The organism is Nocardioides humi (assembly GCF_006494775.1).
GTDB lineage: Bacteria > Actinomycetota > Actinomycetes > Propionibacteriales > Nocardioidaceae > Nocardioides > Nocardioides humi.
Genome location: NZ_CP041146.1, coordinates 2,670,374 through 2,691,359, shown reverse-complemented (window position 1 = coordinate 2,691,359; position 20,986 = coordinate 2,670,374). Strand labels below are relative to the sequence as shown.

General features: G+C 69.6%; 19 protein-coding genes. 15 read left to right on the top strand and 4 right to left on the bottom strand.

All coding sequences use genetic code 11. From position 1 onward, the window contains the following. The first annotated feature begins 325 nt into the window (after positions 1 to 325). The 10 genes from FIV44_RS13110 to FIV44_RS13065 all read left to right on the top strand — a co-directional run bounded on the left by FIV44_RS13110 (position 326) and on the right by FIV44_RS13065 (position 10,855). Positions 326 to 1,489: a sugar ABC transporter substrate-binding protein gene (locus tag FIV44_RS13110; protein WP_141004826.1), complete on the top strand. Its 1,164-nt coding sequence runs from the start codon at positions 326 to 328 to the stop codon at positions 1,487 to 1,489. A gap of 8 nt (positions 1,490 to 1,497) precedes the next feature. Further along, positions 1,498 to 2,526, top strand: a complete 1,029-nt coding sequence (locus FIV44_RS13105; RefSeq protein WP_141004825.1) for an ABC transporter permease — start codon at positions 1,498 to 1,500, stop codon at positions 2,524 to 2,526. An 81-nt stretch (positions 2,527 to 2,607) separates the two neighbouring features. Continuing rightward, positions 2,608 to 4,059, top strand: coding sequence for a sugar ABC transporter ATP-binding protein (locus FIV44_RS13100; protein WP_141004824.1), 1,452 nt, complete (start codon positions 2,608 to 2,610; stop codon positions 4,057 to 4,059). A gap of 1,082 nt (positions 4,060 to 5,141) precedes the next feature. Then, on the top strand, positions 5,142 to 5,948 hold the full coding sequence (locus FIV44_RS13095; protein ID WP_141004823.1) for a helix-turn-helix domain-containing protein: 807 nt from the start codon (positions 5,142 to 5,144) through the stop codon (positions 5,946 to 5,948). Between the two features lie 17 nt (positions 5,949 to 5,965). Further along, on the top strand, positions 5,966 to 7,000 hold the full coding sequence (locus FIV44_RS13090; protein WP_281285846.1) for an NADPH:quinone reductase: 1,035 nt from the start codon (positions 5,966 to 5,968) through the stop codon (positions 6,998 to 7,000). 112 nt (positions 7,001 to 7,112) lie between these two features. Continuing rightward, on the top strand, positions 7,113 to 8,024 hold the full coding sequence (locus FIV44_RS13085; protein ID WP_141004822.1) for a sugar phosphate isomerase/epimerase family protein: 912 nt from the start codon (positions 7,113 to 7,115) through the stop codon (positions 8,022 to 8,024). Between the two features lie 33 nt (positions 8,025 to 8,057). Beyond that, positions 8,058 to 8,933, top strand: a complete 876-nt coding sequence (locus tag FIV44_RS13080) for an LLM class F420-dependent oxidoreductase (protein WP_219996433.1) — start codon at positions 8,058 to 8,060, stop codon at positions 8,931 to 8,933. 244 nt (positions 8,934 to 9,177) lie between these two features. Next, a complete protein-coding gene (locus FIV44_RS13075; RefSeq protein ID WP_141004821.1) occupies positions 9,178 to 9,579 on the top strand; it encodes a nuclear transport factor 2 family protein in 402 nt (133 codons plus the stop codon). Positions 9,580 to 9,585: 6 nt separating this feature from the next. Beyond that, a complete protein-coding gene (locus FIV44_RS13070; protein ID WP_141004820.1) occupies positions 9,586 to 10,419 on the top strand; it encodes a mycofactocin-coupled SDR family oxidoreductase in 834 nt (277 codons plus the stop codon). A 223-nt stretch (positions 10,420 to 10,642) separates the two neighbouring features. After that, the gene (locus FIV44_RS13065; protein ID WP_141004819.1) at positions 10,643 to 10,855 is read left to right on the top strand and encodes a hypothetical protein; all 213 of its coding nucleotides are present in this window, start codon (positions 10,643 to 10,645) and stop codon (positions 10,853 to 10,855) included. Between the two features lie 79 nt (positions 10,856 to 10,934). Here the strand turns inward: FIV44_RS13065 and FIV44_RS13060 are convergent, their stop codons facing one another. Then, positions 10,935 to 11,783 (bottom strand): mycofactocin-coupled SDR family oxidoreductase, encoded by an 849-nt coding sequence (locus FIV44_RS13060; protein WP_141004818.1) that lies wholly within the window; start codon positions 11,781 to 11,783, stop codon positions 10,935 to 10,937. A 108-nt stretch (positions 11,784 to 11,891) separates the two neighbouring features. Then, entirely contained in the window at positions 11,892 to 12,434 is a 543-nt protein-coding gene (locus FIV44_RS13055) for a VOC family protein (RefSeq protein WP_219996432.1), read from the bottom strand. An 86-nt stretch (positions 12,435 to 12,520) separates the two neighbouring features. Between FIV44_RS13055 and FIV44_RS13050 the strand changes: the two genes are divergently transcribed. Then, the gene (locus FIV44_RS13050) at positions 12,521 to 13,675 is read left to right on the top strand and encodes an XdhC family protein (RefSeq protein WP_141004817.1); all 1,155 of its coding nucleotides are present in this window, start codon (positions 12,521 to 12,523) and stop codon (positions 13,673 to 13,675) included. An 18-nt stretch (positions 13,676 to 13,693) separates the two neighbouring features. On the opposite strand, the gene FIV44_RS13045 is transcribed toward FIV44_RS13050, so the two are convergent. After that, positions 13,694 to 14,326, bottom strand: coding sequence for a 3-oxoacid CoA-transferase subunit B (locus tag FIV44_RS13045; protein ID WP_141004816.1), 633 nt, complete (start codon positions 14,324 to 14,326; stop codon positions 13,694 to 13,696). Then, positions 14,323 to 15,030 (bottom strand): CoA transferase subunit A, encoded by a 708-nt coding sequence (locus tag FIV44_RS13040; RefSeq protein WP_141004815.1) that lies wholly within the window; start codon positions 15,028 to 15,030, stop codon positions 14,323 to 14,325. Before FIV44_RS13040 ends, FIV44_RS13045 begins: the two co-directional genes overlap by 4 nt. A 163-nt stretch (positions 15,031 to 15,193) precedes the next feature. On the opposite strand from FIV44_RS13040, the gene FIV44_RS13035 reads away from it, so the two are divergent. From FIV44_RS13035 to FIV44_RS13020, 4 genes are read left to right on the top strand one after another with little or no spacing between them, the layout of a single operon-like run. Then, positions 15,194 to 16,309, top strand: a complete 1,116-nt coding sequence (locus FIV44_RS13035; RefSeq protein ID WP_181411153.1) for a substrate-binding domain-containing protein — start codon at positions 15,194 to 15,196, stop codon at positions 16,307 to 16,309. Between the two features lie 39 nt (positions 16,310 to 16,348). Next, positions 16,349 to 18,826: an ATP-binding cassette domain-containing protein gene (locus tag FIV44_RS13030; RefSeq protein ID WP_141004813.1), complete on the top strand. Its 2,478-nt coding sequence runs from the start codon at positions 16,349 to 16,351 to the stop codon at positions 18,824 to 18,826. A 13-nt stretch (positions 18,827 to 18,839) separates the two neighbouring features. Further along, the gene (locus FIV44_RS13025; RefSeq protein WP_181411152.1) at positions 18,840 to 19,895 is read left to right on the top strand and encodes an ABC transporter permease; all 1,056 of its coding nucleotides are present in this window, start codon (positions 18,840 to 18,842) and stop codon (positions 19,893 to 19,895) included. Next, positions 19,892 to 20,866: an AAA family ATPase gene (locus FIV44_RS13020; protein ID WP_141004811.1), complete on the top strand. Its 975-nt coding sequence runs from the start codon at positions 19,892 to 19,894 to the stop codon at positions 20,864 to 20,866. Before FIV44_RS13025 ends, FIV44_RS13020 begins: the two co-directional genes overlap by 4 nt. Positions 20,867 to 20,986 lie beyond the last annotated feature (120 nt).

Here is a 20,986-nt window from a genome sequence, read left to right as displayed (position 1 = left end):
GGTCGGCCACCCCGGCCGCCGAGGGCCGGTGAGGTGGGTGTCGAGCCCTTCGGGCTCGCGGTCCCTGATGACGCCGGCGATGCTGTGCTGGCCGACCGAGAGGCCTGTCAGCTCCGCCGGCGCACGACGCCTGATCGTGCGCCCGCCGATGGGCGTGTCCTGTGTCACATTGCGACAGCCGATGCGGACGGGTGGCTCCTAGCCTGCTGCTGCGCGGGGCGGCAGCGACGTCGTCGCAGCCCCGCCTCTCTCGGGTCCAACTCCGCCGCTGACGGGCCGGCGCCCATGCCTTGGCGCCGCTGTCGACTCATCAAAGGACGACAACATGTTCAAACGTTCCAATCTGATCTCCGCGGTGGGGCTGGTGATCGGGATGGCTCTCGCCGCGTCGGCCTGCACGGCCACCCCCGCAGGCCAGACCTCCGACCAGGGGGAGCGCCTGACCGGGTCCGTCTCCTCCGACAAGGCCCCGGGCTCGCGGGCCGATGCGGACGCCGCCGCTCCCGCGGACTCGATCGAAGTGCCCAAGAAGAAGATCGGTCTGCTGATCTACGTCGGTGCCTCCTACATCCAGAAGCAGCTCGCCGACGAGTTCGTCCGTGCCGCCACCGCGCTCGGCTGGGATGTGATCGTTCAGGACGCCCAGGGCCAGCCCGGCCTACTCGCCTCGATCAGCCAGTCCTTCGTGCAGCAGAAGGTCGACGCGTTCGTCTCGATCGCGGCCCCGCCGAGCAGCATCCTCCCGGCGCTGCAGTCGTTCAAGAAGTCGGGCACGCCTGTGGTCGGTCTCAGCGGCTACGTGCCGGACGACGACAACCTGATCGCGGCCATCTTCCGTCCCAGCGAGGCGGTGCAGAGCGTGATGGCGGCCGACTGGGTGGGTGTGCACGTACCCCCGGGATCCGACGTGATCATGCAGAACTTCGACCCCCAGCAGGGAGTGCGGATGCGCAGCGACGTCTTCCGTCCGCTGATGGAGCTCTACGGCATGAATGTCGTCGCCGAGCACCAGATCGACCCGGCCAACCTTGTCTCGGACACGATCAACTCGGTGCGCGACCAGCTCGCGGCCAACCCTGACGTGAAGGTGATCTTCTCCAGCATCGACGCCCAGCTGGCGCCGATCTGCAACCTGCTCAAGGAGAGGGGGCGCAACGACATCGTCGTTCTGTCGCAGTTCACCTTCCCGGACACCGCCAAGGCCCTGGAGACCTGCGACACCGCGGTCGTTCTCGACGCGACCAACTGGTACACGGGATGGCATGCGGCCGATGCGCTGCTCCACCACTTCACCAAGGGCACGCCGATCTCCGCAGATGCCGAGGTCGCCAAGTACCCGCACATATTCAAGGTCGTGACGAGCGCCGACATGCCCGCCGGTGCGGCGAGCTACCCCTTCCCCGACGTCGGCAAGAAGATCTATGCCGACTGGAAGACCCAGGGCTACCGCCTGCAGGCCCTTCCTGAGCCCACCACGGCCACGGAGTAGGTGCGACGATGACCTCGCTCACCCAGGCCGACCCGTCCGCCACGGCGGATCGTGACACGCCCGACCACGAGACGGACTTCGCCGGCAGCCGCGGCCCGCGCGGCGCGGTGTTGCTGCGCTACGGCACCGCCATCGCCTGCCTCGCCGTCATCGCCTTCTTCGCCGTCAACCTGCCCGGCACGTTCCTCACCTGGGACAACGCCAAGGGCCTGCTCAGCATCGCGGCCCCTCTGCTGCTCATGGCGGCGGTGCTCACGGTGCCGCTCCGCATCGGGGACTTCGACCTCTCGGTCGGGTACCAGGCACAGTTCTCGTGCGCCCTGGTCGTCGTGCTCCTCGCTCATCAGCACCTGACCGTGTCGTCCGCGCTCTTCGTCACGGCGCTCGCCGGAATCCTGGTCGGCATCGTCCTCGGCGTGGTCATTGCGTGGTCGGGGGTGTCGGCGTTCGTCATCACCCTGGCCGCGGGCAGCATTCTGCTGGGACTGGAGGTCAAGATCTCCGACAACCAGCAGATCAGCCTCGGGATTCCCGAGGCGTTCACCGACCTCGCCAGGGTGGAGATCGGACCGGTGCCGCTGGTGATCCTCCTCGAGATCGTTGTCGTGGGCCTGCTCTGGCTCGCCCAGGACCGGACGCTGTGGGGCCGACAGATCTCAGCGGTCGGCGCGAACGTCGAAGCCGCGAGACTCTCCGGAATCCGGAACAGGATGATCCGGGCGTCCTCGTTCGCGCTGGTCGGTCTGGGTTGCTCGTTCGCCGGCATCCTGCTTGCGGCCCAGGCCCAGTCGTACTACCCGAACGCCGGTATCGGCCTGCTGCTGCCGGCGTACGCCGCCTGCTTCCTGGGCTCGACCTTCATGAGCAAGGGCTCATTCCACGTGCTCGGCTCGGCGGTGGGCGTTGTGTTCCTGGCAGCTCTGCAGAACGGCATCGTGCAGATGAACTACTCGCCCGCCGTCGCCAACCTGATCCAGGGTGCTGTCCTGGTGCTCGCTGTGATGTCGGCTCAGCTCGGCCGACGGTTGGCGGCCTGAGGTGACCGCGCAGGTGGCGCCCGTGCTCACCGCGTCGGGAATCCGGCGGTCCTTCGGGGGGTGCACGCGTTGAAGGATGCGATGCTGACGTTGCGGCCGGGGATCGCGACCGCGCTCATCGGCCCCAACGGAGCGGGCAAATCCACGCTGATCGGCATCCTGTCGGGACGGATCCGGCGGGACGCCGGCGACCTCGAGGTCGACTCGGTGCCCGTCGACTTCCACGCTCCTCGCGACGCGATCGGCCACGGGATCCAGGTGATACCGCAGGAGCTGGTGGTCGGCCATGGACTGTCGATCGCGGAGAACCTGCTGATGGGGCGCTACCGCAGGATCGGCGGCGTCTTCGTCGACCAGCGCGCGATGGTCCGCGACGCCCAGGCCATCGTCGAGCAGATCGGTCTGGCCGTCGACGTCCGCGACGATGTCGGCGGGCTGTCGCCGGCCCAGCTCCGGCTGATGATGATCGCCAAGGCGACCTCACAGCGGTGCCGGGTGCTGGTGATGGACGAGCCGACGGCCTCTCTCTCGCCTCGCGAGGTCGACGGCATCGCGCGCGCCATCGAGCGCTTGCGGAACGACGGCGTGGCCGTGTTGTACGTCTCCCACCGCCTGCAGGAGGTCGTCGACTTCTGCCAGGACGTGAGCGTCCTGCGCGACGGTCGTACGACGCACACCGGCGCGCTGGAGCAGAGCAGCGTTGCGGGACTGGTCCGGCTGATGGGCGATGTCTCCGCGGATGCCGACGCAGGGGCGCGGACGGACGCGCGGTCTCCGGCGGCTGATGCCGAAGTGCTGCTCAGGGCGGAGCGACTGGGGCGGGGCCGCGTCGGCGAGGTGGACCTCGAGCTCCGATCCGGCGAGATCGTGGGGCTCGCGGGCCTCGTTGGATCGGGGCGTACCGAACTGCTGCGGATGCTGGTGGGCGCAGATCGTCCGGCGAACGGTGCGCTGACGTGGAGGGGCCGCGCGGTCACCCGTCCCTCGGTGCGCTCGGCCGTCTCGGCCGGCATCGCCTTCCTCCCGGAGGACCGAAGGCACCAGGCAGGGTTCCAGGAGCTGACGGTCGCCGAGAACGTCGCGCTGCCGTCGCTGGCCCGGTTCAGGCGGCTGCGACTCGTTGTGCACCGAAGGCGCGAGCATCAGGCTGTTGCGAAGGCGATCACCGATGTCGCCGGACCTGCGGGCCGGCTCCGGGCACCCATGCGGGTGCTCTCCGGCGGCAACCAGCAGAAGGCGCTGCTGGCCAAGTGGATGATGACGGGACCCCGGGTCTTCGCCTTCGACGAGCCCACCGCCGGCATCGACGTGGGAGCCAAGGAGGCGATCCGCGTGCAGATCCGGGCGCTCGCGAACGCGGGCGCCGCCGTCATCGTCGCGTCGTCCGACAACGAGGAGCTGCCGGGTCTGTGCGACCGCGTGCTGGTGATGGCCGAAGGCCGCCTCGTCGGCGAGCTCCTGGGTGATGCCATCACCCAGTCGAGCCTGCTCGACCTGTCCTATCGTCGCGCGGCCCCGGCCGGTTCCGGCTGAGTGCGCGCCGTCCGTTCCGCTCGATGCCCCGCGTGACAAGTGCGGGGGCGTCGTGCTTGACAACCGGTGTGATCTGCGCCATTGTCGTCTGTCGACAGGCGACCGAAACCTGGAGGTGGGCATCCCATGCTCAATGCGGGCGAACGTGCCGACATGCGACAGCCGAGGGCGGAGCGGAGCTTCCGCGACGTCTCCGTCGCCGAGGCGCGTCGGGTCTTCACTCGTACCGGTGACCTGACGCCGGAACTGCGAGGCGCGGTGCGCCCCGAGATCGCCATGTCCTGGCTGCGATCGTGGGCGGCTGGAGTCGACCCCGACGGGCCGTCGCGGTCAGGCGAGCCGACCGCCTCCTCGAATCGACTGCTGGCCCTCGCCGAGCCGGTGGTCGCGCGTCTTCGCGAGGCGCTGGCCGGGTCGGGAGCGGAGTTGGTGTTCGCCGACGGCGGCGCCCGAGTGATCGGGGCATGGCGATCCGCCGACAACGACCAGACGATCGGTGCGTCGACGAAGGTGGGAACGTCGCTGCGCGAGGAGGACGCGGGAACCAACGCGGTGGGCACCGCGTTGGCGGACGGCTACCCGAAGGTGATCACGGGACATGAGCACTGGTCGCGAAGGTTCACCGGACGCACGTGCGTGGCGGTGCCGGTCCAGCATCCGGTGACCCGACGATCCGCCGCGATCATCGGCGTCGCGCTGCCTGAGGGGGATGACGCCCGCGTGATTCTCGCGCTTCTGAGGTGGGCCGGCATGGAGCTCCGCTCGGTCCTACAGTTCCAGGAGGGCGATCGGACCCGTGCGCTGGTCGACCAGTTCCTGCGTCGTCGGCGGCCCGACCGCGCCTCCCTGCTGCTCACGGACGACCTGTGCGTCGCCGACACCCGGTCGACGGCGCTGCTCTCCAGCCTCGACCTGGCCGTGCTGAGATCAGAGGTACGCCGGCAGGGTCGCTCGGAGAGCTCCCGACGGTCCATCACCTTGGGAGATGGCGTGCTGGTCGACGCGAGCGTGTCCCCCTCGGTGACGACGAGAGCCTGTTCGTCGAGCTCGAGGCACCGGCGCGTCGCGCTCGAGGTGCCTTCGTGCAGGACGTCGGCACGAGCACCCTGCACGCACAGGCGCTCCGCTCGCTGTCGGCGGGCATCGAGGAAGGAGTGCCGGTCCTGGTCACGGGAGAGCCGGGCACAGGCAAGCTGTCGGCTGCTCGCCGCGCCCTCGAGTCGTGCGGGAGCGTCGTCGCCATCGACGTCAGCGAAGACGTCGACGCCGCGGCGTGCGTTGCCGAGTTCCGAGCGGCCGTCGTCCGAGGGGACGGCGTGGTCCTCGGCCATGTGGACAGGAGCCGGCGCGAGGTGCTCGCGACCCTCCAGGAGGTCTGGAACGCGCCGACGCGGCCCGACAGCGCCCGCGTCGTGGCGACGGCCTTCGCTGCCCCGAGCCTGGTCGATGGCCACCACAGCAGCGCGGAGCTCACCTTCTACAGGCTCTTCGCCGAGCGGCATGTGGAGCTGCCCCCACTGCGAGAGCGGGTCAACGACGTTCCGCGACTCGTCGCTGCGGTGAGCGAGGCGCGGGGTCGGCGGGTCCGCTGGGCACCGGATGCACTGGACGCGCTCATGAAACTGCCGTGGCGGGGGAACCTGCGCGAGCTCGAACAGGTCGTCCTGCGGACGTTGGCCCGTCACCCGGGGGTGGTGACGAGAGCGGATCTTCCGGCGGATGTTCGCGCCCAGATCGAGCGCCACCGCCTGAGTTGGATGGAGCGCGTTGAACGTGACGCTCTGCTCGCCGCGCTCGACGCTTCGGGCGGCAACAAGGTCCAGGCCGCCCTGGAACTCGGCATCTCCAGGTCGAGCCTCTACCGGAAGATCAGTCAGTTCGGCCTGTAGGGCCGACCAACCGAGGAGTGATCCACATCAGAGCAGCAGGCTATGCCGTCACCGGTGGGCGAGACGTCCTGACGATCGTCGATCTCCCCACGCGTGACCCGGGCCCGGGCGAGGTTCGCGTCCGCATCCATGTCTCCGGCGTGAACCCTACCGACTGGAAGTCGCGCAACGGGGCCATCCACATGCCGATTCCCGACGGAGCGGTGCAGGTCCCCCACCTCGACGGAGCCGGCGTCGTGGACGCGGTCGGAGCGGACGTCTCGCACGTCAGGCCCGGCGACCGCGTGTGGCTCTGGCTGATCGCCTTCAAGAGGCTCGAGGGCACCGCCCAGGAGTTCGCCACCGTCCCCGCCGACCTCGTCCGCCGGCTGCCGGATTCCGCGTCCTTCGAGCTGGGGGCGAGTCTCGGAGTCCCCTTCATCACCGCCCACCACGCCCTCACCCTGCGTCGCGGTGGTCCCCGGCGACTGGCTCCGGGAGTGCTCGACGGCGTGACTGTCCTGGTCGCCGGAGGAGCCGGAGCCGTGGGCAATGCGGCGATCCAGCTCGCGATCTGGGCGGGCGCGCGGGTGATCACGACGGTGAGCACCGAGGCCAAGGTGCGATTGGCGAGGGCGGCAGGCGCACGACACGTCGTCGGCTACCGTGACCAGGACGCGGCCGAGCAGATCCGCCGTATCGCGCCCGGTGGGGTCGACATCGTCGTCGAGGTCGCGCCGGCGGTCAACGTCGAGCTCGACCTCGCCGTGATCGCTCAGCACGGCGAGATCGTGGTCTACGCGAACAACGGAGGGGACGCGGTCACGATGCCCGTGCGCTCCCAGATGGCCCAGGCGGTGACGTGGCGCTTCGTGCTGCTCTACTCGATGACGGCCGACGACCTCGACGACGCGGTGAGCTCCATCGACCACGCTCTCGGTGACCGAGCGCTACGGGTCGGCGAGGAGTTCGGCCTTCCCTTGCACCACTACCCACTGGACCGGATCGCCGACGCGCATGCAGCCGTCGAGGACGCCGTAGTCGGCAAGGTGCTCGTAGACGTCGGCCGATGACCTCAGCCCCGTCGACCAGACCAGGTGCACCCGAACCACCACGACGACTGGTTCTCCCGCGCGATCGTGCTCCGAGCGACCGCGCATCCCTACTGACGAGAGGTGAGCGGCGATGGCCGAGTACCCCGAATTCATCCTGGCCCACGGCTGTCTCGGACCTGTCTCCTTCGAGGAGAGGATCAGAGCTGCGGCCGAGGCGGGCTTCACCGCGATCGGCTACTCGGTCCTCGAGTTCAATGCCCTTGCAGCCGAGGGGGTGACCCTCGACGATCTCACCGGCACCTTGAAGGCTCACGGCGTGCGGGTGTCCGAGCTCGAGATCGCGCTCGGCTTCGATGCCGGCTTCAACGAGCCAGGCGCCGGAGCGCCGCCCCGATGGGGTCCTCCCTCGTTCCCGTTCGACGTGCCCTGCTTCGACGGCGCGACTCAGGTCGCCCTGCTGGAGATGGTCGAACGGCTCGGCCCGGATCATGTGAACGTCTTGGGGACCTATGGTCCAGGCGGCAGCCGGGCCGGCGAGCGCATGGCTGCGCTCTGCGACAGAGTGTCCGCCCACGGCGCCACCGTCGCCGTGGAGTTCATGGCGGGGACGAGCGTGCCCGATGTTCCGACGGCGGTGGGCCTGCTCGCCGACGTCGACCGGGCCAACGCCGGTGTCTGCCTTGACACGTGGCACTACGAGCGAGGGGCGCACGCGCCCGGCGCACTGGATGCGCTCGCGAGCGACCGCGTGACGGTCGTCCAGATCTCCGACGGACCTCGTCGGCCGGCGAACCCCGACGATTACTTCGCGGAGACGATGCACCTGCGGCGGTTCCCGGGTGACGGGGAGTGGGATCTCGTCGGCATGCTCCGGGGACTCGTGGCCCGTGGGGTGCGGGCGCCCTGGTCGATCGAGGTGCTCTCCGACGAGGTCCAGGCCATGGATCCCGGTGCGGCGGCGCGCGCTCTCCGCGCTTCCCTCGACCAGCTGGCCCGGGAGGTCTTCGCCGACCTGCCGAACGCCGGACCTGTCGGCATTTGAGACACCTCGGAGGAGCCCGACGCTCCTAGCGTCGTGGTGATCCGGGCCACCCCGGGACCACAAGATCTGGAGAATCCCATGAAGCTGGGTATCGGTGCGTTCGTGACCGACCTGGGCATGCGCCCCGTCGCACTGGCCCGGGCCGTCGAGGAGCGTGGGTTCGAGTGCCTGCTCGTCACCGAGCACTCGCACATTCCGGTTCACTACGAATCGGTGTATCCCAATGGCGGCGAGATGCCGGACTACTACCGTCACTGCCTCGATCCGTTCGTCGTCCTGTCGGCGGCAGCCGCGGTGACGACCACGCTGACGCTGGGTACCAGCATCTCGTTGATCATCCAGCGCGATGTCGTCCAGCTCGCGAAGGAGGTGGCGTCCGTCGATCACATCTCCGACGGTCGGTTCTTCTTCGGCGTCGGCGCCGGTTGGCTCCTGGAGGAGATGAGCACGCACGGCACCGATCCGGCGATCCGAGGTGCGCTGATGGACGAGCAGTTGCAGGCGCTGAAGGAGATCTGGACCCAGGAGAAGGCGGAGTTCCACGGGGAGCACGTCGACTTCGGCCCCATCTACGCGTGGCCGAAGCCGGTGCAGAAGCCGCACCCTCCCATCTACGTCGGCGGGCAGTCCAAGGCCGGCTTCCGGCGCATCGCACGCCACGGTGACGGGTGGGTTGCCGGCGCGGCCGCGGATCCGGCTGACGTACCCGGTCAGATCGGACTCGCGGCGGCCGCCGGGCTCGACGTGCCGATCACCGTCTTCGGCGCCGACCATCGCACTCCCGACGTTGTCAGTGCCTACCGTGACCACGGCGTCGAGCGGGTCGGACTCCTCCTCGAGCCGGCCTCGGAGTCAGAGACGCTGGTCCGGCTCGACGAGATGGCCAAGCTGGTCGACCGGATGTCCTAGCCAGCGGGCACAGGTCCCGAACCGGCCCGAACTCCGGGCGGAACAACCTTCCATCGAGCCGTCCGCGCCGTCGCGGGCGGTTCGATGCATGTGCACCCAGCGATGTAACCCGTGTCACAAACTGGCACACCTCCGGGAGGGGCGCCCGACCTAGTTTCGCGGTGGGCCGGCGACGTCGGCCTGCATCCCGACGGGGGACTCGGCAAGTCGGCCGACCACCTCCACGCAAGCGAAAGAGACAACCATGAGTGAAGAGAATGTCGCTGTCGTCCAGGCCTTCGCGGACGCGTTCAACCGGGGAGACCTCCCCGGCGCCCTGGCTCTGCTGGCCGACGACGGAGTCGTCGACGAGGCGGGGGGCATGCAGCACTCCGGCGTGTTCACGGGTGGGGCCAAGGGCTTCGCGTCGCTGGTCGAGATCATGACGACGAATCTCGACGCCACCATCGACGAGTGCGAGCTGCTCGATGCCGGTGACACCGTCGTGTCGAAGATGGTGCTCACGTTCAGCTCGAAGCACACCAGCCGTTCGACCCGCCAGCGGGTGACCGAGCTGTACACGGTCAAGAACGGGAAGATCACCTTCCTCGACTCGTACTACAAGAACCCGGCCGCCGTCCTCGCGGTCCAGACCGAGGCCGAGTAGGCCGCCATGACCAGGAGACTGGATGGTCAGGTCGCACTCGTCACCGGCGCGGCGAGGGGGCAGGGCAGGTCCCACGCCCTCAGGCTCGCTCGGGAGGGCGCGGACATCATCGCAGTGGACATCTGCGACCAGATCGGCACCACCCCGTACGCGATGTCGACGAAGGAGGACCTTGCCGAGACCGCGCGTCTCGTCGAGGAGCTCGACCGACGGATCGTCCCTCACGTCGCGGACGTCCGGGACTTCGCCGCGCTGGAGGCCGCGGTGAACGACGGCGTGGCGCAGCTGGGGCGGCTCGACATCGTCCTGGCCAACGCAGGCGTCGTCAGTCTCGCGATGGTGAACGACCTGTCGGCCCAGCAGTGGGACGACATGATCGGCGTGAACCTGACGGGCGTCTTCCACACCATGAAGGTCGGAGCCGCTCATCTGGTCGCGGGTGGTCGCGGCGGGTCGATCATCGCCACCAGCTCGATCGTCGCGGTGCGTCCCGTGGCGGCCGCCTCCCACTACATCGCCGCGAAGGCCGGAGTCATCGGCCTGGTGAAGGCGCTCGCGCTCGAGCTGGCTGAGCACCGTATCCGGGTGAACTCGATCCACCCCACCAACTGTGACACCGACATGATCCAGAACCCGGCGCTGAGGAAAGCCTTCCTACCGGACTCGCCGAACCCCACCCGCGAGGAGAGCGAGCCGGTCTACCAGAGCCTCAACGCTCTCCCGCTGCCGTGGATCGAGCCACGCGACATCTCCGACGCCATCGCGTTCCTCGTCTCGGAGGAGGGGCGCTACATCACCGGAATCCAGCTGCCCGTCGACGCCGGCTTCCAGCTCAAGTAGGTCCCACCCTTCGTGCCCGACGCCCGGTCCGGCACGGATCCCGACAGAAAGGCATCATCATGGCCATCGATCCGCAAGAAGCCGAGATCAACAAGCTGCTCGACCTTCCGGAGGACGAGCCGATCATCCTGCTCAACCTGCTGCGTTTCGCCGAGGGCGACGCGGGGAGCCGCAGTTCAAGAAGTACGTCGCGCACTGCCTCGAGCACGGCCCCCGGTTCGGGGTGGAGTTCCTCTACCTCGGCAAGGGCGGCCACGTCATGGTGGCCGAGGATGGACAGGCCTGGGACGCCGTCTGGCTGGTCCGCTACCCCAACTCCAAGCAGTTCTTCGCCCTGTTGCACGACGCCGACTTCAAGTCGGGGTTCCACCTGCGTGGCGGCTCGCTCGTGGAGGCGGTTCTCCAGGTCACGACCCCATGGGATGTCGCTGCCTGACGTGACACCTCCTGGACCATGACAGCCCGGTCACCCTTTCGGGGTGACCGGGCTGTCGCTTGCCGTGGCGGTTTCTGCGTCAGGCGGGTTCGTGGTTGAAGCCGGGAAGGATGAGGTGCCCCGCATCGACGGGGAGCGCCACGCCGGTGACATCCGCGGCCTCGTCGGAGACGAGGAAGAGGACGGCATTGCTCTGGGACTGGGGGTCGAGCATCCGTCGGCCCTTCAGGGCAGTCCAGTTGCGGGACGCGTCCATCAGCATCTCCCCGGTCGCACCCTCGCCGAGGAATCGATCGTAGAGCCCTTGCCAGTTGGCAATGCGGGTGTTGGTGGCGCCGGGGCAGATGCAGTTGCACCGGATGTTGTATCCGCCGAGCTCGAGGGCCACGTTCTTCATGAGCATCAGCACCCCCGCCTTGGCGACGTTGTAGTGCGTGTAGCCGGGACCGGTCTCGATCGCGTTGATCGACGACGTCAGGCAGATCGCCCCCTGCTGGCGTTCGATCATGTGGGGGGTGACGGCCTTGACGGCCCGCCACATGCCGTTGAGGCAGACGTCGATCATCTCGGTCCACCTCTCCTCACTCATCGTCCAGAACTCCTCGATGCTGAGCACACCATGGTTGCCCACGAGAATGTCGATCTGGCCGAATTCGGCGAGCCCGTCCGCGACCGCGGCATCCAGGGCTTCCTGGGAGCGGGCGTCGGCTTGGCATGCGATCGCTCGCCGGTCGAGCGCCTCGACCTGCTTCACGGTGTCGGCCAGGTCGGCCGCGCTGGCGAGCTCGTACTCGATCGACCCGAGTGGCTCCGGGGCGTCCACTGCGATGATGCTCGCGCCCTCGCGCGCGAGGGTCAGCGCATGCGAGCGTCCCTGTCCTCTGCCCGCGCCGGTGATGAGAGCGACCTTGCCGTCCAACCTGCCCATGGTGAGTTCCTTCCTCTGGTGCCGGCGGAGGCTGGAGCCTCCGCCTGACGCGAAGTTACGGACGTCACACCGGTCGCGACTGCGTCATCCTGGGACAAGGGACGGCGCTCAGCTCGGTGCGGGGCGCCAGCGTCGAAGCGGCGTGGTCGTCTCGTACGCCTGGGGTGAGGGGGCCGTGACGAGCTCGATCAGCCCTCCCCAGGGCAGCTCGGCGTACATCCACCGGTTGCCTGCCCCTGCCTCCATCCCCGGCAGCTCCTCCGGTGGTGCCAGGGGCCGCGCACCCGCCGCGACCGTGGCCTCGAGAGCGACGTCGAGGTCGTCGACGTAGAGCGCGAAGTGCTGGATCCCGTAGTCGCAGGCCCGCGACGGCGCCCGCTGATCGACGTCGCCGTACTCGAAGAGCTCCAGGGAGGGACCGTTGGCCAGGCGAAGCATGCGGACCCGCTGGACGGTTGCCCCCGCGGGAATGCCGAGCGACTGCTCGAGGAGTGCGCCGGCAGCAGGTCCCGCCAGCGTGTCGTACAGCGGCTGGGCGCCGAAGGCGGAGGCGAAGAAGTCGGTGGCCGCCTCGATGTCCGGGACGGTCAGACCGAGGTGGTCGATGCCGCGCGTGGTCACGGCCGGTCGGGATGTGCCTGTGGAGGTCATGGCGTCCATGATCGGCAGCGGTCGAGCTGCGGTGGTGTGCCAAGGTGCCACACCGCCGACGGCCGCCTTCGACCCACACTGAGGGGATGTTCGAGCACATGCAGACCTTGCGGCAGGCGATGATTGCGGGGCTCCCGGTCGGCATCGCAAGCGTGGTCTCCGCCTACCGGTCGGCTCCGCGAGCAGTGGGCGCGTCGATGCTGGTTGATGCTGGTGGCCGGGTTCACGGCTCGGTGTCGGGCGGCTGCGTCGAGGCGGCGGTCTTCGCGTCGCTCCAGGAGGTTCTCGATGGCGCGCCGCCACGTGTCGACCGCTACGGCATCAGCGACGACGACGCGTTCGCCGTGGGACTGACCTGTGGTGGCGTGATCGACGTGCTGGTGGACGTCCTCGTGCCGGCCGACCGTGCCTTCGTGGAGGAGGTCGGCATCGCGGTGGCGTCCGAGCAGGCGGTGGCGACGCTCACCCTCCTCGACGGCACGTCGGACGGCCGCAGGCGGGGGATGCCGCGGCGCGCGGTGGTGACCGCCGACGATGTGCGGCTCTCCGCACCCTGGCTGGCGCCGTCGGTGTTGGAGCGTGCGCGCGGCCTACTGGCGCGTGGAGTCGGTGGACTCATCGGCCTGGGCGGGGTCGAGGGCGCCTCCGTCGGCGAGGCGTTCGTCGACATCTGGCGTCCCCGTCCACGCCTCGTCATCCTGGGTTCCACGCAGATCGCGGCGGAGCTCGCTCGGCAGGGGAGGGGGCTCGGCTACCGCGTCACCGTCTGCGATGCACGGGCGACGTTCGCGACAGCTGACCGGTTCCCCGATGCGGACGAGGTCGTCGTCGACTGGCCGCACCGCTACCTGCGCTCCGAGAGCGAGGCGGGACGCACGGGAGCCGACACCGTCGTCTGCGTCCTGACGCACGACGCCAAGTTCGAGGTCCCCCTCCTCCGCTACCTGCTCGTCGAGTGCCCGCGCCGCGCAGCGCCCGGCTTCATCGGTGTGATGGGCTCACGCAGGGCGCATCGCGATCGGCAGAAGCGCTTGACCGCCGAGGGCGTGCCGGTCGGGCGCCAGGCCGATCTGGCGAGCCCGTTCGGCCTTGACCTCGGCGGTGCCACGCCGGCCGAGACTGCTCTCTCCATGGCCGCCGAGGTCGTGGCGTGGAGGTACGGCAGGACCGGACGGCGTCTGACCACCACGACGGGCGACATCCACGGCGTGCCGCGGGCCCCGTCAACGGCCCGGCCTTGAGATCCGGGCGGCTCGGCGTCAGGCTGCGCGGACCTCGAAGCCGAGCAGCGCCTCGAGCTCTTCGCGCGTGTGGCCCGGGGCCAGCTCGACCAGCACCAGGTCGCCGTCGACGACGTCGACGACGGCGTAGTCGGTGACGACACGATCGACGACCCGGGTGCCGGTCAGCGGCAGCGTGCAGGTGGGCACGAGCTTGGCGCTGCCGTCCCGCGCGACGAGATCCATCACCACCACTACCCGGCGACTGCCGGCGACGAGATCCATCGCGCCGCCCATGCCGCGCACGAAGCTGCCGGGGACCGCCCAGTTGGCGAGGTCACCGTTGCGGGCGACCTGCAGCCCACCCAGCACGGCGAGATCCACCTTGCCGGCTCGGATCATCGCGAAGGAGGCGGCCGAGTCGAACACGCTGGCGCCCGGCGTCGCCGTCACCGTCTGCTTGCCCGCGTTGATCAGGTCCGGGTCCTGTTCGCCCTCGAACGGGAAAGGCCCTATCCCGAGTAGCCCGTTCTCGCTGTGCAAGGTCACGCGGACGCCGGGCGGCACGTGGTTGGCGACCAGGGTCGGGATGCCGATCCCGAGGTTGACGTAGGCGCCGTCGATCAGGTCGCGCGCCACCAGCGCGGCCATCTCGTCGCGCGACCACGTCATCGGACCGCTCCCGTGGACGCGCGGACCGTGAGCTTCTCGATCTCCTTGCGGCCCTCGGTGCACCGCGCGAAGCGGTCGACGTGGATGCTTGGCGTCACGACGTCGTCGGGGTCGAGGGCTTCGACGAGGTGCTCGACCTCCGCGACCGTCACCCGGCCGGCCGCCGCCACCAACGGGTTGAAGTTGCGTGCGGTCAGGCGGTAGCGCAGGTTTCCGTGCTCGTCACCGGTGTGCGCGTGAACCAAGGCGAGATCGGCGATGATGGCGGACTCCCGCAGGTAGGTGACTCCGTCGAAGACCTCCAGGGGCTTGCCGTCCGCCACGATGGTGCCGACGCCCGTGCGCGTGAAGAAGGCAGGGATCCCGGCGCCCCCTGCACGCAGCCGCTCGGCGAGCGTGCCCTGCGGTGTGAACTCCACCTCGACCCGGCCACGCAGGTGGAGGTCGGCGAAGGCGCGGTTCTCCCCGGCGTACGACGCGATGACCTTGCGCACCTGACCGGACTCGAGGAGCAGCCCGAGCCCCTTCCCGTCGATGCCCATGTTGTTGGCGACGACCGTGAGGTCCTTGACCCCCGATCGATGAACGCCATCGATGAGATCGGCCGGGATGCCGCACAGGCCGAACCCTCCCGCGGCGATGATCATGCCGTCGGTGAGAAGCCCGTCGAGTGCTTCGGAGACGTCGTGGATGCGGACGGCCATGACTGCCTTTCAGTCGCCTGTCGACCGGACGGCCGACGCGCCCATGGTGGCAGAGCGGTCGACGCGGCGGCAGGCGTGCAGGTGTCGCAATTCGAGACACTTATCAGTCGCCTGTCGACAATACGTTTCCGGCCAGATGGTCCCACGACACCTGGAGGAACCCGTGCTCACAGCGCGCACCCGCTCAGACCGAGCCACCCTGCTCCTCGCCGCCGCCGCGCTGCTCGGGTCGGCCGCGGTCGCCTGCTCCAGCACCGACCAGGGCGATGCTCGCAGGGCCGGAGCCGAGCTCTCGGAGGTGGAAGGTGCCCAGGCGGGCGACATCGGCGTCTTCTGTCCCGACGAGCCGACCAAGGTGCAGTTCATCAAGTCCCGTGGCGGGGACGTGTACTCGACGATCTCGGGTGCCGAGTTCGAGGCCGAGGCCGCCAAGTGCGACACCCTCGACGCAAGCTGGGTGAACGTCACCTCCGGGGTGCAGGGCGCGATCTCCGCGACGAACGCCGCGATCGCCCAGGGCGTGCAGGTGCTCGTCGTGCAGCCGGACTTCGGCGCATCGCAGCTGCCCGCCATGCGCGCCGCGATGGACGCGGGGGTGAGCGTGGTCAGCGTGCTTGCGGGCACCGACGGGGTGAAGGGGCAGGACTTCGTCGAGCAGGTCGTCTGGAGTGACGAGTCGATCGTCGAGAAGCAGGCGCGGTGGCTCGCCGACAACATCGGTTCGGGCCGGATCGCCTACCTCGGCGGACCGGGCGGCGTGGTGTCGAGCGAGCGCCTCTTCGCCGCCCTCGAGCACGAGATGGCGGAGGTGGCCCCCGACATCGAGATCGCGTCAGGTGACTGGATCGCGACGGACTGGGACCCGGGCAAGAAGCGTCAGATCACCTCCGGTCTCGTCGCGAAGTACGGTCGCATCGACGCGGTCGTCAGTGACTACGCCGCGACGGACACCGGCGCCGTGCAGGGCTTCCTCGACGCGGGTGGCCCTATGCCCGCCTTCCTCAACATCGCGTCGTCCCAGGCCTTCGTCTGCCTGGCCCGTGACAACGACGTGCGCTGGTTCGGCCAGGACGGCACCACCGGCATGGCCGCGGTGGCACTGCGCGTCGGACTCGCGGCCCACGAGGGGCACCGCTCGCCCGAGGAGCTGCCCGTGCGGCTGTCGGTCTACGCCGACACGGTCGCCGGCATCGACCCGGTGTGCGACACCTCCCTGCCGCCCGACGCGGATCTCTCCTCCGCGCTCTCGGTCGCCGAGCTCCAGGAGCTCCTGAAGTAGTCGGATGCGCGCCATCACCACCGCGAGCCAGGAGACGAGATGACCCACGAGGACACGCACAACGACCACGACAGGAACACGGTCGCGCTCCGGCTCGACGGCGTCACCAAGGTCTTCCCCGGGGTCCGCGCGCTGGACGACGTCGAGCTCGAGGTGGTCCACGGCGAGGTGCACGGCATCGTCGGGGAGAACGGCGCTGGCAAGTCGACGCTCATGGCGGTCGCATCGGGTGCGCTCGTCCCCGACGCCGGCTCGGTGCTGGTCGACGGCCACCCCCTCGAGCCGGGCTCGACCCGCGAGGCCCACGACCTCGGCATCGCCATCGTGCGACAGGAGCCTGCGCTGGTGCCGGACCTGTCGGTGGCGGAGAACATGTACCTGTCCATGCCGCATCGGCTGCGGCCTCAGGTCGCGACGCTCACGGAGTGGTGCCGAGATCTGCTGGAGGCATGGAACGTCCAGCACGGAATCGATCCCGACGCCCGGGCGGAGACGCTGCGTCCCGACGACCGGTTCGTGGTGGACATCGTCAGAGCCGTCGCCCAGCGGCCCGCGGTCCTCGTCCTCGACGAGCCGACCGAGCACCTCGGCGCGCCCGAGGTCGAGAGGCTGTTCGCGGCCATCCGCCGCCAAGTCGATGACGGCGGCGCGGTCGTGTACATCTCGCACCGCGTCGTCGAGGTCAAGCAGATCGCTGACCGCGTGAGCGTGTTGCGCGACGGGCGGCTGGTCGGGACCCATGACGCGACCGCGCTCGAGGAAGGGCAGATCGTCGATCTCATCGTCGGTCGCCGTCTGGGTGCGGTGTTCCCCGCGAAGCGCGTCGCCTCGGAGGTCGGACACGGATCGGTGCTGGGCGTGGAGAAGCTCGGCCTCGAGGTGCTCCCGGGAGAGATCGTCGGATTCGCCGGTATCGAGGGCAACGGGCAGCGTGAGGCCCTCCGCGCCATCGCGGGCCTGGAGCAGGGCGATAGCCCGATCGCGGTCGACGGGCGTCCGGCCGAGCGCCGGGACCGCCGCATCGTCTTCCTGACCGGTGATCGGCACCGGGAGGGGACCTTCCCGGGCCTGTCCGTGCGAGACACGGTCGCCCTGCGCAATCTGCCGCAGCTGTCGCGCGCCGGCTTCGTGAGCGAGGCCCGCGAGCGCGAGTTCGCGGAGCGGGCCGTCGGTGACTTCGACGTCAGGACCCCGGATGTGGACACCCTCGTCGAATCGCTCTCCGGCGGCAATCAGCAGAAGGTGCTGATCGCCGGCGCCCTACGACGACGTCCGCGGGTCCTCGCGGTCCACGAGCCGACCCAGGGCGTCGACGTCGGAGCCAAGGTCGGCATCTACGAGCTGCTTCGCGCCGAGGCGACGGAGCAGGACATGGCCGTGGTCGTCGCGTCGTCGGATGTTCGCGAGCTGGTGGGCCTGTGCGACCGAGTGCTGGTCTTCTCACGGGGTCAGGTGACGACCGAGCTGAAGGGCGACGACCTGACCGAGGTGGCGGTGACGGCCGCGATGCTGACGGCGACGACCGAGCGCCCGGCCCGGTCCGGGGGGTCATCTCGCCTGCTCGGCTGGCTGGCGGGCGACTCGGCTCCGTTGGTGACCGTCGGCGTCGCGATCGTGGCCCTCGGGATGCTGGCAGCCAGATCCAGCGACTTCTACCTGAGCTCGATCAACCTCTCGCTGACGCTTGCCTTGGCGGCGGTGCTCGGATTCGCTGCACTCGGCCAGACGGTCGCTCTCGTGGCCGGGGTCGTCGACCTGTCCGTCGGCCCGCTCATGGGCTTCCTGATCGTGGTGCAGTCCTTCTTCCTCGTGTACGGCGCCTCAGGCGGCTCCCAACTGGTCGGATGGCTCCTGCTGCTGGCGGTGCCGTCAGCCGTCGGCTGGGTCAACTGGGCCCTGGTGGACCTTGTACGACTGAACGCGATCGTCGCCACACTGGTGACCTTCATCGCCCTCCAGGCGCTGTCGCTCCTCCTCCGGCCGCAACCCGGCGGGGTCTTCATGCCTGCGCTGCTCGAAGGACTCGGAGCTCAGATCGGACCCGTGCCGATCGCCTTCATCGTGATGGTCGCGACCGCCGGTGCACTGCAGCTCCTGCTGCGACGAAGCCGACTCGGCATCTGCTTGAGGGCCGTCGGCTCCGACGCCGGCGCCGCCCAGGTCAACGGCGTCCGGGTCCGACGGGTGCGGATGGCCGCCTTCGTAGGGTGCAGCTGGCTGGGCGCCGTCGCCGGCCTGCTGATGATGGCGCAGGTCGGGACGGGCAATCCCACCTCGGGTGAGGAGTACACGTTGATCAGCATCGCGGCGGCCGTGATCGGCGGTGCGAGCCTCAGCGGTGGCCGGGGCTCGTTCGTGGCGGCTGCCGCTGCAGCGGTGCTGGTGACCCAGGTGGTCGCCGCGGTGCCGTTCCTCGACCTCGGTCCCGCCTGGGCCTCGCTACTGCCGGGTGTGATGACCCTGGCGGCGGTCGCCCTGTACGCGAAGAGCCGCCATGTCGTGGCCCACGCCGAGTGAAGGAGAGCCTCTCGTGACCAACTCCTCCCTGGTGGTGCGCCGCCCTGCGGAGCCGCAGCCCGCCGGTCGCCGCAGCGATCCGTCTGCGACCCGGGCACGACGCCTGGGCGCCGGCCCGCACACCGGGATCTGGGTGGCAACCGTCGTGCTGTTCCTTGTGAGTGCGGTGATCGCACCGAGCTCGCTCGCCAGCTCGTCACTCACGGCGATGCTGCCCTTCTGGGCCGTCCTCGCGGTGGTCTCCCTGGGGCAGACGCTCGTGGTGCAGCAGCGGGGGATCGACATGTCCGTGCCCGGCACCGTGACCCTGTGCGCCATGGTGCTGCCCATCCTGTCCAGCCGCCACGACCTCCCCGTCGGGGTGGCCGTCTTCGTCGTCCTGGTTGCGGGAGCCGGCATCGGTCTCGTCAACGGACTGGTGATCATCTGGTTCCGGATCACGCCGCTGATCGCGACGCTGGCCGTCAACGCCCTCTCGCTCGGGGTGATGTTCGCGATCACCCAGTCCATCGGGGCCGCGGCGCCGGCGGGCCTGCAGCAGTTCGCGAACGCGCGGCCCGCGGGCGTCCCCATGCTCGCGCTGGCGGCCGTCGCGATCGTCCTGGGCACCGCAGGCGTCTCCAGCCATACGGCGTTCGGACGGCGCTTCGTCGCGGTCGGGGCGAACCCGGTGGCCGCGACGGCGCTGGGGATCAGACCGGGGCCGTACGTGGTCGGTGCCTACGTCGCGAGCGCGGTCCTCGCGGCGGCGAGTGCGGTGCTCCTCGTCGGCTACGTCCAGAACCCGAACGCCAACATCGGCGAGCCCTACCTGTTCCAGTCGATCACCGCGGTCGTCATCGGCGGAACCAGCCTGGCCGGCGGCCGCGGGAGCCTCCTCGCGACGGCCGTGGCCGCGCTGTTCCTCGCTCAGCTCGCTCAAGTGGTGTTGTCACTCGGTGCCGCGCCCTCGACGCAGCTCCTGGTCCAGGCCGTGGCCCTCGTGCTGGCCCTGAGTGGGTCGAGCCTTCTCCGCGCGTGGTCGCGCCGGCGCGGACGCGAGGCTCCGGCCGGAAGGAGGCGGCGATGAGCACACGTCAGGTCGGAGAGTCGATCGACGTCCTCACGGACGTGCGCCAGCGGGTGGCGGCTCGCGTCGTCGGTCGCGAGCGCGAGCTCGATCTCGTGCTCGCGGCGATCGCGGCAGGACGGGATCTGATCCTCGAGGGGCCGCCCGGTACATCGAAGACGACATTGCTGCGCGCCATCACCGCCGAGTGGCACGTGCCGTTCCTGCTCGTCGAGGGCAATGCGGACCTCACGCCGTCGAGGCTCGTCGGTCACCACAACCCGGCCCGCGTGCTGGCGGAGGACTTCCAGGCCGACAACTTCGTCGACGGTCCCCTGCTGACTGCGATGCGGGAAGGCGGCTTCCTCTACGTCGAGGAGTTCAACCGGGCACCGGACGACACCTTGAACACGCTCCTCGCCGCGATGGCCGATCGCGAGATCGTGGTGCCACGGGTCGGGCGGGTCGTGGCGCAGCCGACCTTCCGCGTCATCGCCTCCATGAATCCCTACGACAACGTGGGGACCACGAGGCTCTCGTCGAGCGTGCACGACCGGATGTGCCGGCTCGCGGTCGACTACCAGGACGCGGAGGCGGAGGCGGGAATCGTCGCCGTTCGAGCGCCCAACGCCCACCCGTCCCTGTCGGTCGGGCTGGTGCGCTCGGTCCGCCTGGATGCTGTGGCGCTGACGCGCGCGACGCGCTCCCATCCGGATGTGAGACAGGGCAGCAGCGTCCGCGGCGCGATCGACCTCGCCCTCGTCGCCGGGGAACTCCTCGCTCTGCGGGGCGTGACGGTCGCCGGTTCGGAGCAGAGCGCGACGGAGCCGGCGCGGGCAGCGTACATCGACACCGTGTGGGACGCTCTTCTCGTCTCGTTGTCGGGACGGATCCATGTCGACCAAGCGGTGGAGACCAGTCCGGAGGCGGTCCTCCGTGAGATCTGGGAGGACCACTTCGTCCTTCAGGCCGCCGCGGCGTCGCCAGGTTGAAGGGCGGTGGCGACGGACTCCGTCGTCGCCCGGCGCCCGCGCTCGCGGCCCCTGTCCGCCTCGCGCGGAACGCGGGCGCCTCTTGCACGGCGCCCGAAGGCGCTGACCGAGGCGCCGGTC